The organism is Savagea faecisuis, from assembly GCF_042675605.1.
Taxonomy (GTDB): domain Bacteria; phylum Bacillota; class Bacilli; order Bacillales_A; family Planococcaceae; genus Savagea; species Savagea faecisuis.
On the sequence record NZ_JBHTJF010000003.1, the window covers coordinates 11732 to 25644 of the forward strand.

The 13913-nt window shown below is 43.7% G+C and carries 12 protein-coding genes, 1 pseudogene, 1 CRISPR repeat array and 1 riboswitch; of the genes and pseudogenes, 12 read left to right on the plus strand and 1 reads right to left on the minus strand.

The window, feature by feature from the left end:
• Nucleotides 1-64: 64 nt before the first annotated feature.
• The 3 genes from ACFQ0V_RS01115 to ACFQ0V_RS01125 all read left to right on the plus strand — a co-directional run bounded on the left by ACFQ0V_RS01115 (nt 65) and on the right by ACFQ0V_RS01125 (nt 2781).
• Nucleotides 65-1078 carry a hypothetical protein gene (locus ACFQ0V_RS01115; protein WP_381008861.1) on the plus strand — a complete coding sequence of 338 codons (1014 nt, stop codon included), beginning with the start codon at nt 65-67 and terminating at the stop codon, nt 1076-1078.
• The gene (locus ACFQ0V_RS01120) at nt 1075-2175 is read left to right on the plus strand and encodes a hypothetical protein (RefSeq protein ID WP_381008863.1); all 1101 of its coding nucleotides are present in this window, start codon (nt 1075-1077) and stop codon (nt 2173-2175) included. The genes ACFQ0V_RS01115 and ACFQ0V_RS01120 overlap by 4 nt, the downstream gene beginning before the upstream one ends.
• 117 nt (nt 2176-2292) lie before the next feature.
• Nucleotides 2293-2781, plus strand: coding sequence for a CueP family metal-binding protein (locus ACFQ0V_RS01125; RefSeq protein WP_381008865.1), 489 nt, complete (start codon nt 2293-2295; stop codon nt 2779-2781).
• 40 nt (nt 2782-2821) lie between these two features.
• On the opposite strand, the gene ACFQ0V_RS01130 is transcribed toward ACFQ0V_RS01125, so the two are convergent.
• Nucleotides 2822-3064: a DUF418 domain-containing protein gene (locus tag ACFQ0V_RS01130; protein WP_381008866.1), complete on the minus strand. Its 243-nt coding sequence runs from the start codon at nt 3062-3064 to the stop codon at nt 2822-2824.
• Nucleotides 3065-3141: 77 nt separating this feature from the next.
• On the opposite strand from ACFQ0V_RS01130, the gene ACFQ0V_RS01135 reads away from it, so the two are divergent.
• The 9 genes and pseudogenes from ACFQ0V_RS01135 to ACFQ0V_RS01175 all read left to right on the plus strand — a co-directional run.
• Nucleotides 3142-3567, plus strand: coding sequence for a hypothetical protein (locus ACFQ0V_RS01135; RefSeq protein WP_381008868.1), 426 nt, complete (start codon nt 3142-3144; stop codon nt 3565-3567).
• Between the two features lie 180 nt (nt 3568-3747).
• Nucleotides 3748-4589: direct repeats of the CRISPR family, unit length 33 nt; unit sequence GTCTCCCTCTGCATAGAGGGAGTGGATCGAAAT.
• A gap of 140 nt (nt 4590-4729) precedes the next feature.
• The gene (locus tag ACFQ0V_RS01140; RefSeq protein WP_381008870.1) at nt 4730-5164 is read left to right on the plus strand and encodes a PH domain-containing protein; all 435 of its coding nucleotides are present in this window, start codon (nt 4730-4732) and stop codon (nt 5162-5164) included.
• 324 nt (nt 5165-5488) lie between these two features.
• Nucleotides 5489-5594, plus strand: a riboswitch (SAM riboswitch).
• Nucleotides 5595-5687: 93 nt separating this feature from the next.
• Nucleotides 5688-7070: an LLM class flavin-dependent oxidoreductase gene (locus ACFQ0V_RS01145; RefSeq protein ID WP_381008872.1), complete on the plus strand. Its 1383-nt coding sequence runs from the start codon at nt 5688-5690 to the stop codon at nt 7068-7070.
• Nucleotides 7071-7104: 34 nt separating this feature from the next.
• Complete coding sequence (locus ACFQ0V_RS01150) at nt 7105-8070, plus strand: aliphatic sulfonate ABC transporter substrate-binding protein (RefSeq protein WP_381008874.1); 966 nt, start codon at nt 7105-7107, stop codon at nt 8068-8070.
• A 1-nt stretch (nt 8071) separates the two neighbouring features.
• The gene (locus ACFQ0V_RS01155) at nt 8072-8887 is read left to right on the plus strand and encodes an ABC transporter permease (RefSeq protein WP_381008876.1); all 816 of its coding nucleotides are present in this window, start codon (nt 8072-8074) and stop codon (nt 8885-8887) included.
• Nucleotides 8878-9591, plus strand: a complete 714-nt coding sequence (locus ACFQ0V_RS01160; protein ID WP_194561936.1) for an ABC transporter ATP-binding protein — start codon at nt 8878-8880, stop codon at nt 9589-9591. Before ACFQ0V_RS01155 ends, ACFQ0V_RS01160 begins: the two co-directional genes overlap by 10 nt.
• Nucleotides 9588-11222 (plus strand): AMP-binding protein, encoded by a 1635-nt coding sequence (locus tag ACFQ0V_RS01165; protein ID WP_381008878.1) that lies wholly within the window; start codon nt 9588-9590, stop codon nt 11220-11222. The genes ACFQ0V_RS01160 and ACFQ0V_RS01165 overlap by 4 nt, the downstream gene beginning before the upstream one ends.
• 100 nt (nt 11223-11322) lie before the next feature.
• Entirely contained in the window at nt 11323-13095 is a 1773-nt protein-coding gene (locus tag ACFQ0V_RS01170) for a glycerophosphoryl diester phosphodiesterase membrane domain-containing protein (protein ID WP_381008880.1), read from the plus strand.
• A gap of 478 nt (nt 13096-13573) precedes the next feature.
• A pseudogene (locus ACFQ0V_RS01175) lies at nt 13574-13894 on the plus strand (sugar diacid recognition domain-containing protein); the annotation flags it as partial.
• Between the last annotated feature and the right edge of the window lie 19 nt (nt 13895-13913).

The following is a 13913-nucleotide window of genomic DNA, read 5'->3' on the forward strand; positions in this document are numbered from 1 at the left end:
TTTTTGTTTTAATGAAACTTTTTGAATGGGATATCGTATCAGTAACAGAAAAGGAGTGAATGCGATGGATTGGCAGTTGTGGAAGGCGTTTGTTTTTCCTTCAGGAGAGGGCGAGATCATAGAAGGGCAGTCGACGGTACGCTTTGTAGAAGCGGGAGTATTGTTTCGACGTGAGGACGGTTCGGTCGCGAGTTATACGCGGGAATCCATAGAGAGCGAGCAGGTGATTTCGTTCGATCAATTGTTGGAGCGCTTGTGTCTGTTTGAGACGACTCTTTTACCTTTGCTTGATGAGACGTTCACGTATCGGACGATTGAGACGCGTTACGAAGGAGGATGGTTCGTGCAATATATGCCGGTCCGTTGTGGGATTCCGGTTAAGCCGGTTTGTTTCATGATTCATTTCAATGCGGACGGTTTGATTGAACAACTCGATTGCCCAGATTCGGCAATATTGGATGAAACGGTGCCACTCCTTACAGCAGATGAAGTGAAGCGGCTGTACGTAGAAGAGGTTCCTCTTTTACCGCACATTGTCACAGTGGAAGGACAGGCGTGCGTCGGGTACGATTTGACAGATGTGCCGCTCGTCGATGCGGGAGAGATTCAATGGAGTGAGCCGTGGCATGAGTTTGAAGACGAGCAGAAAGGCGAGTACGAGGCCGTTGCGCGTCATTTATTGCAGACGCTTTTACCGGAGGCGACGTTTGCGGTAGAGGATGTTTGGGTGAGTGAGCAATATGAACAGTGGACGTTCGTACGTCTTGTTGATGGCTATCCCGTCATCGGACATATTGAAGTCGAAGTGAATCGGCGAGATGCGGTCGTACAAGAAGCGACAATTGATGAAGCAGTCTATATGTCGGCTAGTAGTTTGTCAACGGCGCCGCTATTGCCAGAAAGCGACATTCGCGAAAAATTGGAGAGAGCGACGCGTGTGAAGTTGACTTGGAAGTATGGAGATGAGGATACGCTCGTTCGAGATTGGTCGATTGTACCGCCGATTGCGATCGATGGACAAACAGGACGAATCGTTCATCCGAAAAAACGTTTTTTACAGGAGGGATTGATTCGATGACAGAGCGCATGACACGATGGATTAGGAAAGAGCTTCCGTCCGATATCGTTGAAAAAGGAGAAGGAAATGTCGTGACGTATGAACGAGACGGAGAAGAAATCGCGTATATGGAAAGCGAATGTGGCCAGTTTCAGCGGTACATTTGTTATGCTGATCCGTTTAGCGGTCCTTCCTTATCGAAAAGTGAGCTTTATGCGAAAGGGGAAGCGATTGTACGAGATGTTTTTCACGAAGTGTGGCCGGCTCATTATGAGCTGTCACGCAGTGCCATCGGGGACGAACATATGGTGACGGTAACACCGATTGATGAACAAACAGGCAAGCCGCTCGTCCGTTATGAGTGGAGTGTCGGTTTATATGAAACGGGAACGATCAGCCATGTCATCGCTCCGAGCGGTACGTATTCGTTTGAAACGATTGACTATACGTATTCAGTAGAGGAAGTGAAAGAGAGATATCTCCAAGCACTTTCTCTTCCGCTCCGTTACGCTCGTTTTGAAGGCGATGAGCAATATGTCGGAGGAGATGGGACGTATCATCTCATTTACGATGCATTAGAAGGGATGCCTTTCGTGGAACCAGACGGGACGTTTAATGAGTCGTACACGTATGTTACAGAAGACACGAGCGCGTCCATCGATGACTGGGCGCAGTGGGCAAACCGAGCAGAAGCTCTCCTTCACGAGCTCATCGGTCCGATTGAACTTCGCACGGTTAGTGTGACAGAAGGAGAAGAGCGAGACGAAATTCATGTTACGGTGGAGCGTCTCGTCGACGGGTATCGCGTCGGCGAACGGTCAACGCTCGACTTTCATCGCGAACGGGCTGTCATCATTCGATGTGTACTCGATCACGGCTTATATGCGAACATTACGCCACAACCGATTCGCCACACACGCGAAGAAGCGCGCGAAATCGTCTCGGCACACACGACATTCGGCTATTCACCTGAAGTGTACAACGATGAAGATGACAAACATACGATTTTTGTGCGAGGCATAAGCGAACAATTCCCCGCTTCCCACGGCGCCATTCACGCAGTCGAAGCCGCAACGGGAAACCCATGGCTCGTCGACACATCGTGGATGAATGAATAAAGCAGAAACAATCGTTGCATTCGTTAAATTTTCATCGAGATGTGTAATACTAGTGAAAAAATGATGAAGTGAGGGCGAAAAATAGTGTGGAAAAAATATAGCTGGATATTTATAATGATGATGTTTTTAGTAGGTTGTTCGTCGGAAGCGCAGCATGAATCATGGTCTCCCGAACAGTTTAAAAATGTTGTTCAAGCTTATGGAGATCGAGAATTAGCGAGCGAGGCAGCGTCCATTACAGGTGAAGCGTTATGGATTACAGAAGAGGGGGAGCAACTGGAAATTCCGATTCCGACGGATGAATTTTTCGTCTCGATTGCTCCTTACCGTACTGTCACACACGATTGTGAAATTCATAGCTTAACCGGTTGTCAAGGAGAGCTCGTTCATGAAACATTTACGGTAACCGTTATAGATGAAAAAGGGGACATTGTGAATCAAGACAATTACAGTACCGGCGTAAATGGTTTTATCGATTTATGGCTACCGCGTGATCAAACATTACAGGTTTTCATTGAATCTGGAGAAGAGCAGGTAGAAGCGGAGTTGACGACGTATTCGGACAGCCCGACGTGCATCACGACGATGCAGTTACAAAAATCTTAAAAATAGGCAGGACATCAAAGTGTATGATGTCTTGCCTATTTTAGTTTTGTGAAATGGTAGGGGAAGGTTGTTTCGGATAGGCGAACGATTCGATTTTTTTCCAAACGAGTTCAACAGGACCGCGTTGGAAGAAACGGAGCCAAATCGTTGAAAAGATCATAAGGAATGTAACGATTCCGAACCATGCGACGACCGTATGCCAATCTTTTGCGAGTGGCGCCAGGCCGAATCCCCAGTTGTAAAATAAAGAGCGCGTCTTTTTAAATCCCCATAACGAAGTCACGATTATGTCAACGAAATGTCACAGAGCGGGAACTTCTGATACAATCAAACGTAAAGAGAAAAAAAGGGGGAATTTGTATGAAAAAATGGATCATTCCATTGTTTATATTGGGGACGATGTTTAGTGTACTATTTATTCAAAATCAATTTTCGGTTGAAGCAACCATCAAAAAAGATGAATTACGTGTCCATCGTTATTACACGTTATTGCAAGAGGAAAAGTGGAAGGAAGCGCTTGAGCTCGTGCACGTTGACTCGAAAGACGCATCTATCGATAAAAAAGTAGAAGCATTGCAAACATCCCCAGCTTCATTCACGCGCTATGCGATCCAACAAGTTGACCATCTAGACGGGGCACACTACTCTTTCGTCGTACATGTGACGAAAGAAGAGGATGGCATTCAAAACATTTACGAAGACCGGGTATTTGTAGATGAGAAAACGAAAAAACTATCGATCACCTCGACAGACCCAAACCTCGCGCTTCGGAGTGGCGAAATGTAAAGAGAAATCGTATCATTTTGCACGTGCGAACGTGAAGTGCCCACGAAAACCATAGGACCTTCGCAAAGAAAATTGCACCTTTTATGAAGTTTTAGTGAAGTTCCAAACGTCACTTGCAAGAAAAAGGGAAATGAGGCACAATATGTAGTAATAGAGAGGCAAACAAAACAACCTCTCGCAGTCTCCCTCTGCATAGAGGGAGTGGATCGAAATGGTACAATTTCGGTGACGTTGTTCTTTTGGGTACGTCTCCCTCTGCATAGAGGGAGTGGATCGAAATTAGCGTTACATTGCGGTAGTCCTGCGGTATTCCGTCTCCCTCTGCATAGAGGGAGTGGATCGAAATCAAAGAGCAAAAGAAAGAACACAGAAATTGAAGTTGTCTCCCTCTGCATAGAGGGAGTGGATCGAAATAGCCCCGCGATTTGCGAAGTGTAATAAGCGCGTTGTTGTCTCCCTCTGCATAGAGGGAGTGGATCGAAATATAATCTCTGAAACCGTCGACTGAATCGGAAATGAGTCTCCCTCTGCATAGAGGGAGTGGATCGAAATTCTATCATCGTGTCATTGACGTCTTTGGTGAGATGTCTCCCTCTGCATAGAGGGAGTGGATCGAAATCGGATATGCTGTAAATGCCTTGACGTTTTCGCCGTGTCTCCCTCTGCATAGAGGGAGTGGATCGAAATTATGTTCTCTATCTCTTTCCCTCTTAGACCGCAATGGTCTCCCTCTGCATAGAGGGAGTGGATCGAAATAGCCATCCAATCCACTTCCTTTTCTTCTTCTTTGTCTCCCTCTTCATAGAGGGAGTGGATCGAAATTCGAAACAATACAATGTTTGGCTGGGAGTATATCGTCTCCCTCTGCATAGAGGGAGTGGATCGAAATACAGAGGTCATCGATTTGACTTGGGATCCTGAGAGTCTCCCTCTGCATAGAGGGAGTGGATCGAAATTGCTAGTGTTTGAACGCTCATATGAGATTTGCGGTCTCCCTCTGCATAGAGGGAGTGGATCGAAATAACTAGGTGTGCTTAAAAGTGAGAACGGTAATAGTCTCCCTCTGCATAGAGGGGGACTATGGATGGAAATAAGAAACCGCGAAACAAATGAATCGTCACCTTCCATATGAAGTGGCGTTTGAAGTGGAGGTGTATTGTTTTTGAAGTTCCAAGCAAAGAAAGACTTTACGTATCGAATGATCGTATGGGGATCGGTCGTGTTGTTTTTAGGATTATCGATCGGTCTGTTTCTCCCGATTTATCATAAGGCTGGCCTTGTCGCAAGTTCGATTTTTTCTTCCATATGTGGGGTTTTTGCCATCGTCATCTTATGGTTTTGGTACCGAACCTTTTACGTTATAACCGATGAACATTTAATGATATATGTCGGTCCAATGAAACGACGGATTGAGCTGGAGACGATTCAAAAAATCGAAAAGACGAATACGCCATTAGCTTCAGCTGCTCTTTCCAAAGAACGTTATTATTTGTATTATGGCGTAGGGGATGTCACCATCATCGCTCCAGAAAACATGAATACATTTGTAAAAGTGATCAATGAACAAAGAGATGAACCAGTTGAATTATCGATATAGAAAGAGAAAACGAATTTCCCTCACAAAAATTCATTTTCTCTTTCTTTTTTTGTTAATACCTAGTAAACTAATAAGAATAATATATAAGAGGTGAATGAAATGGAAAAAAGGAGAGAGTCCCTTATGTCACCCATTTTTACAATCGTTCTCTTCCTTGTCGTTGCTATCACGTGGGAATACGCTGCTGTACAAGGATGGATACCGACCTATCGACTACCAAAATGGTGAAACTAAATATTTAATTTCTTAATTTTTCAGAAAAATTTGACAAAAGGAAAAGAATAGGTTTATAATACAGCTAACATTCAAACAACAACATATATTTTCTTATCCAGAGAAGTCGAGGGACCTGACCCAATGACGCTTCAGCAACCAGCAAACTGCATTGGTGCTCCTTTCAGAGAATGAATAATCATTCTGAAGATGAGATTTTTGTTACATTTACATTCGTAAATATGACGCTATTCTCTTCAGAAGAGGATAGCGTTTTTTGTTTGAATGAAAAAGAAAAAAGGGGATGCTTATGAAAAAAAGAATGTATCTTAATGCATTTGAAATGAACTGTGTTGGCCATCAGTCTCCTGGCTTATGGACACATCCGAACGATCAATCGTCTCGATACAAAGAGGCAAACTATTGGATCGAACTCGCTCAAATTTTGGAGAAGTACGAATACGATGCGGTATTTTTAGCAGATGTACTTGGGGTTTATGACGTTTATGGTGGTGATGACAAGACGAGTTTAAAAGAAGCAACACAAGTACCAGTCAATGATCCGATGTTTGTCATTCCGCTTATGGCGCATGTGACGAAACATTTAGGCTTTGGAGTTACAGCATCTGTTACCCATGAACATCCGTATTTATTTGCACGGAAAATGACGACACTTGACCATTTAACTGAAGGACGAATCGGTTGGAATATCGTCACATCTTACTTAGCGAGTGCCGCGTTAAATATGGGGAAAGATCAGCCTATTCGGCATGAGGAGCGGTATGCGATTGCCGAAGAGTTTGTGCAAGTGTGCTACAAGTTGTGGGAAGGCAGTTGGGAAGATGGAGCTGTCGTAAGAGATCGGAAATCACGTACTTTTACACACGGAGAGCGAGTCCATCCGATTGAACATAAAGGAAAATACTTCGAAGTACCTGGAATTCATTTATGCGAACCGTCCGCTCAAAGGACACCCGTTTTATTTCAAGCAGGGGCTTCATCGTCTGGTCGCTCTTTTGCGACAAAGCATGCGGAGTTGATTTTTATCGGAGCTCCGACGATTCAAGCAGCGAAAGTTTTTACATCACGTATTCGAGAGGAAACAGTCATCAATGGACGAGATCCAAACGATGTTAAAATCATTACGATGATTACACCGATTGTTGGAGAAACGACAGAAGAGGCGCAGGCGAAGTATGACGAATATGTAGCGCATAGCAGTTATGAAGGAGCCTTAGCATTATTTGGTGGGTGGACGGGAGTTGATTTATCATCATTTGACCCAGATGACGAAGTGCAATATGTGGAGAATGATGCGATTCGCTCAACACTCGAAAGTTTTACGACGATAGACCCGACACGCAAATGGACGATTCGAGAAATTGCACATTCAATAGGTATCAGTGGAATGGGAACGGCAATAGTAGGAACGAAAGAAGAAGTAGCTGATGAATTAGAACGGTGGATGGATGAAGCAGACGTCGATGGTTTTAATTTAGCATATGCTTTAGCTCATGATACGTTTGAACAGTTCGGCCGAGAGGTGATTCCAATTTTAAAAGAGAGAGGAAGAAGAGGAGACCGCGTAACAGGAACTCTTCGCGAACAACTATTTGGAAAAGGAGACTATTTACCAGACGATCATGTGGCAAAACGTCATTATGATAAAATCCATACCGTTAAAACCAATTAAAATAATATGTTTAATGTATTTAGGGGGAAATAAAATGAAGCAATGGACAAAGGTAATATTCGCACTTATTTTATTTGGAAGTTTGGTAGGCTGTTCGCCTACTGCGTCTGAGCAGACACTTTCAAAAGTGCGATTAGATTATGCGCATTACTCGCCAACGAGTTTAGTATTGAAAGAATTTGGTTGGTTAGAGGAACGATTAGAGGAACAAGGAATCGAAGTAGAATGGGTGTTTAGTCAAGGAAGTAATAAGTCGCTTGAATTTTTGAATAGTAATAGCATCGATTTCGGCTCAACGGCGGGAGCGGCGGCCTTATTATCAAAAGCAAACGGCGCACCTATTGAAAGCATTTACGTATTATCTCAACCAGAGTGGACAGCACTCGTATCTACAGGTTCTATTACGGATGTCTCACAATTAAAAGGTAAAAAAATTGCTGCGACAAGTGGTACAGATCCTTATATCTTTTTATTGCAGGCCTTGAGTGCACAAGGTATATCTCTTGATGAAGTGGATATCGTAAATGTGCAACATGGCGATGGAGCAAATGCTTTATCGAGTGGACAAGTGGACGCTTGGGCAGGATTAGATCCCCATATGGCTCGCGTAGAAGTGGAACGAGGCGGACAGTTATTTTATCGAAATGTCGATTTTAATACGTACAATTTGTTAAATGTTCGCACAGCCTTTTTACAAGAACATCCAGAAATTGTTCAAACAGTGTTAGAAACGTATGAACAAGCACGACAATGGGTGATTGAACATCCAGAAGAAACAGCACAATTGTTAAGTAAAGATGCAAACATCCCGATAGAAGTAGCTCGAATACAGCTTGAACGCACAAGTTTTGAATCAAGCGTTTTAACGTCAACTCAACATGAAACATTGCGACGCGCTGGTGAAACATTACTGCAAGGAAATTTTTTAAAGCAAGACGTATTGCTAGATGAAACGATTGACGCTTTATTAAATAAAGATGTTTGGGAAGGAGCGCAATGATGTGAAGGCTATCATTTTAGATCAAGAAAAAGTGAAAACACGTCATATTCTCCCGAACTTATGGCGATTAACGAATGGATACGGATGGCTCATACCACTTTTATTACTTATTGTGTGGGAGTTGGCGAGCCATATGCAATGGGTGGAGAGTTACCAATTGCCCGCTCCTTCTACAATTGGTGGAACATTGTATGAATGGTTGCTTGATGGCACGTTATGGACGCATGGTTCGATGACAACACTCCGTGTCCTGGCTGGTTTTTTCCTCGGATCTATCGTCGCTTTTATTTTCGGAATTTGTAACGGTTTATTTCCGACTGTGCACCAATTGACGGATCCACTCATTCAAGGGTTACGAGCGATTCCTTCTTTAGCATGGGTTCCTCTTTTCGTCTTATGGATGGGCATTGGGGAAACATCCAAAGTAGTATTAATTGCGGTCGGTGTCTTTTTTCCAGTGTATTTAAGTGTAGTCAGTGGCTTGCAACAAGTCCCAAAACAATGGATCGAAGTAGGAAAGTTATATCAACTTTCTCGTCTTCAACTCGTCCGAAAAATTTTATTACCCGCAAGTCTGCCTTCTTGTTTTGTCGGGTTACGCAGTGGTTTAGGACTCGGGTGGATGTTCGTTGTCGCAGCTGAATTAATGGGGGCGAGTGAAGGGCTCGGCTACTTACTCGTCATGGGTCAAAATACGCTCTCTCCCGATATGATTATCGCAAGCATCGTATTGTTTGCTTGCATCGGAAAAATAACAGACTGGATTCTTGTGTTCATCCAAAGACGTGTATACAAAGGAGGCAGCCAATGGTCGTAATCGAAGCGAAAGATTTCGCAAAATATTATGAAGAAACATGTGTCGTGAACCAAGTGAATTTTTCGATTGAACGAGAGGAAATTGTGGGAATCATCGGAACGAGCGGGAGCGGAAAAAGTACCATCTTACGTGCTTTATCAGGGCTGGATGCTCAATATGAAGGTCAATTATATCAAGAGGAACAACATCCGAGTGTCGTCTTTCAAGAAGCACGATTATTCCCGTGGCTTACGGTGCTAGACAATGTATTATTTGGGCTTGCTCAAACGGAAGAGATGATAGTAAGAGCGCGAATGTATTTACAAAAAGTCGGAATTGAACAAGCGGAGCGACTTTTTCCGAATGAATTATCGGGAGGAATGGCGCAACGTGTCGCCATTGCTCGTGCGCTTGTAAGAAAAACGTCAGTCTTATTATTAGACGAACCATTCAGCGCGCTCGATGCCTTTACAAAAATGAAATTACAACGCTTATTATTAGACTTATGGGAAGCAGAACGGACGACGATGGTGCTCGTAACACATGATTTAGAAGAGGCGCTTTACTTATGTGATCGCATTATCGTTTTACACGGGCAACCTGGGTTAGTAAAAGCGACGATTACTATTGACGTGCCCAAGCCGCGTAGACGAGATGACGTCATATTGGCGCGCTACAAAGGAAAGCTTTTGAAATTATTACAGTTGGAGGAGGAAGTGGAATGACACTACAAACGAAACCGCAAATATTACCCCCTGTTGCAACGGCGACAAATTGGACAAGCGATGTTCCAGAAGGAGAATTTCGATGGGAGTATTATGTAGAAAATCGCCCTTTAAATATTGCGTACGAAGCGGTCACTCGACATGTGGAAGAAGGTTACGGAAAGAAAGTCGCTTTGTATGAAGTAGAGGGAGGGCAAGTTCGTTCATACACGTTTCAGGAAATTGATGATTTAGTGAGACATTATGCTAACGTATTACGAGCATTAGATGTTCGTCGTGGAGAACGCGTTGCAATCTTTTTACCAAAATGTGCAACAAATTATATCGCTTTACTTGCAGCGATTCGAATTGGTGCGATTGCGGTTCCTTTATTCGAAGCATTTATGGAAGAAGCGATTGTTGATCGTGTCTTAGATAGTGGAGCGACGACGTTCATCACGGATGAAACGCTCGGTCAACGAGTGCCCTTGCAACGTCTTCCTTCTATCCGTCATTTTTTATATACGTCTACGATTGAACAATTTACACCGAAAGAAGAAGCAAGTATCGTTTATCAAGATAAAGAAGCTCCTTTTCTTCTTCATTATACGAGTGGTTCAACGGGAAAACCGAAAGGCGTCTTGCATGCGCAACGAGCGTTTTATCATCAACGTTTGACAGGACGATGGGTGCTTGATTTACGAGATGACGATATTTATTGGTGCACGTCTCACCCAGGTTGGGTGACAGGAAGTGTTTACGGATTTTTAGCTCCTTGGTTTAATCGCGCAACTGTCGTTGTCCATTGCGGACGTTTCGATGCTTCAGAATGGTATTCGGTTATTGAAAAACTGAAAGTGACGGTTTTATATAGTGCGCCAACCGCTTATCGTCTACTTATTGCTTCAGACGCACATAAGCAGTATGACCTTTCTTCTGTTCGTCATGCGATGAGTGTCGGCGAACCATTAAATCCAGAAGTCATTCATTGGTTCGAACAAACGCTGAATATCCGCTTACACGATACGTGGTGGATGACAGAAACAGGTGCACATTTAATTGTCAATGCCCCTCATGCTCCAGTTAAACCGGGGTCAATGGGACGTGCTTTTCCTGGTATTACAGTTGGGATTTTAAATGATACCGGAGAACTTTTACCTCCTTATGAGGTGGGACATTTAGCAATACAGGCTCCTTGGCCAGGATTGATGAAAACAATTTGGAATAATGAGGAGCGTTTTAATCAGTACTTTAATGAAGAAGGATGGTATCATTCAGGAGATTTAGCGTATATGGATGAAGACGGTTATGTATTTTTTGCGAGTCGGGATGACGATCTCATTATGAGCGCTGGAGAACGTATTGGTCCGTTCGAGGTTGAAAGTACGCTGTTAGAACATGAAGCAGTAAAGGAAGCGGGTGTCGTTGGTGTGCCGGATGAAGTGAAGGGAGAGGTCGTAAAAGCTTACGTCACATTACATGATCATGTCGAACCATCTTCGCTTTTAGAAGAACAACTTATTCAACATGTTCGAACGCATTTAGCTGCGCATGCGGCACCCCGCTATGTTGAATTCATCGAAGAATTGCCTAAAACGGTGATTAGCGGAAAGATTATGCGTCGAGAATTAAAAAAGAGACATCGCATCTAACGATGAGTTGTTTAGCCTCCCATCCTGAAGTATTCGACATTTTCATTGTTGAGTTCTTCTGTTTCGTCTACAATGGACGAATGGATTGGAGGCTTTTTTTATGAAAATGTTTACGGTGATGCGGATGAGTGCGCGGCGTATTTTGATGGATCCGAAAGAATATTTATTCGGGTTTTTCTTATTGCAAAGTATGCGCTGGGCATTGGCAGTTCCGCTCGTAACCTTTTTGTTTTACACGATGTTAAATACCGCCGGACTCGTCAGTGTGACGAATACGAATATCATTCAATTGTTGGCAAGTCCGCTGGCGCTCGGAATTTTAATCGTTTTACTTTTTTTACTTACCTTTTTCGCCTTTTACGAGTTCGGGTATTATTTTTTAGTAGCGAAATATCAACGACTAGGCGAACCGTTTACGTTTCGTACGATTTTGCGTGAGCTGAATGCGAAAGTCCCGAAGTTTTTTAGCATTCACTTTCTCATTTTTACAATTTATCTCGTCTTGTTGTTGCCGATCGCTTCACTCGGAATGAGTACGTCTTGGACAGAAGCGCTACAAATTCCATATTTTATTACCGATGAAGTGGCGAACATGTCTTACGGCAAAATCGCGCTCGGCATCGGACTGGCGGTCGTGCTCTATGTGAACGCTCGCTTCGTCTTTACGGTGCTTTATTTTTCAACAGAGCGAGAAGCATCGATGCGTCAGTCATTAAAGAAAAGTTGGCATCATTCGAAAGGGAAAGTATTGCGCATCGTGACGAGTTTAGTAACGATCGTTTTCACGTTTACGGCGAGTGCGACAGTGCTCATTACGTTAACGCTTGCGCCCCTTTTCATCGCTGAATCTTACTTTGAAATGCAGTTGCCGATTGTCGCAGGAATTAGTTTTACGGTCATTCAAGGGATTTTGTTTACGACGAGTGCGCTCATGCAGCCGATGTTGACCGAAGCTGTGACGATCATCGAGCGAGGAGAAGAGCGCCTCGGGAAAGTGACGAGTTATCGCCGAACGTTCGGGACGTATTTGCGTCGCTTTTGGCCGTTGTTGGCACTCGGCTTTATCGTTTTCGCTTTCATTCATACGAATACATTGAAAGAAACGGTGTATCAGCCGATGACGAAAGTAGTTGCGCATCGTGGCTATGCGGCGGTCGCACTTGAAAATACGATTGCAAGTTTAGATGCAGCAGCAGAGGCGGGAGCCGATATGGTGGAGATGGATATTCAAGAAACGAAAGATGGTCAGTTTGTCGTCTATCACGATAAAACGTTGCGCCGTCTAGCGGGAGATTCACGTGTCGTTGGAGAAATGACGCTCGATGAATTGACGAAGGTGACGTTGACGGACGGTCATCATATCGAACCGCTCCCGTCCTTTGAAGAATACATCGACCGAGCAAAAGAGCTCGACATTCGCTTGCTTGTGGAAACGAAAACATACGGCCATGAGTCAGCGGAGATGGAGCAGAATCTCGTGCAATTGTTGCATGAAAAAGAAGTCGCATACGATTATGTCGTTCAATCGCTCGACATTCCTCATTTGCGCAAAATACAAGCGATCGACCCGCTCATCCCAACGAGTGACGTCATCGCACTGAACGTAGGCCGCGTGCCGAAAACAGAATCGATGTTTTTAAGTTTGGAAGATTTTTCAGTAACAGCGGATCTTGTGAAAAATGCAGAAAAAGAAGATAAAAAAATATTCGTCTGGACCGTCAATAAAGAAAACTTAATGCATCATTACATTCGAATGGGTGTGTACGGACTCATTACGAATCACGTATCGGACGCCGTCGATGTGCGCGATACGTATGAAGAAGAGCAAGGACTGTTGCAGCGCTTGCTTTGGTTAATTGAAGAAAATCAATAAAAAGAAAGAGTCGATATGAAATCGGCTCTTTTTTTATGGCATACTAGTCAAAAAGGAGGTTTCGGTATGTTATTATCTGCATCACTCGGACAGGCGATCATTGAACAAGTGAGTCCGATCATCGACTATCATGTGAACTACCCACCACTTAACTTCGTTTGAAGTGGGGGCTTCTCGCTTCCACGAACATAGCTTGCAAGCAAGTCTTATGTGTTCTCCACGAGCGTGAATTCGGGGCATTCCAACCCTACTGATACGCAATGTTTTTAGTACCTTGGATATTTTACGCATACGAGGGGCTTGGTTTTCGCTCTTATTTCCGTATGCAACTCCATATATCCAGTTGTCAAAGAACATTATGTCTATATTTTACCAAATTCTTTGGCTAAAGCCAACCGAAATTCATCTCCCACCCACTCATTGGTGCTATTCGCACCTTCACACTCCTTGAGGTTGGGAGACTTCTTTCGGAAAGTCGTTAAATTTAATGGATGAACGAGGGTATGTTGTCGCAAGTACGGATGTTTCACGCATCGGGGAACAACATATGGGAGCGATGATTGCCATTCAAGAAAAGCGACCGATTACGATTGGTTTCGCGAACCAAAACGATTATCCTGGTACGAAAAGCGGGGTCAATTTACCGATTTGGTTTCAAGAGCAAGTAGTGGGTGTCGTCGGCGTTAGCGGTCAACCGAATGATATTTTGCCGATGGCGAAGCTCGTCCAAAAAACGGTGCAATTGTTAATGGAGCAATTATTCATTCAAAATGAACAACGCGAACGTGAAGAACGGTGGAATCGTTTTATGCATTGTG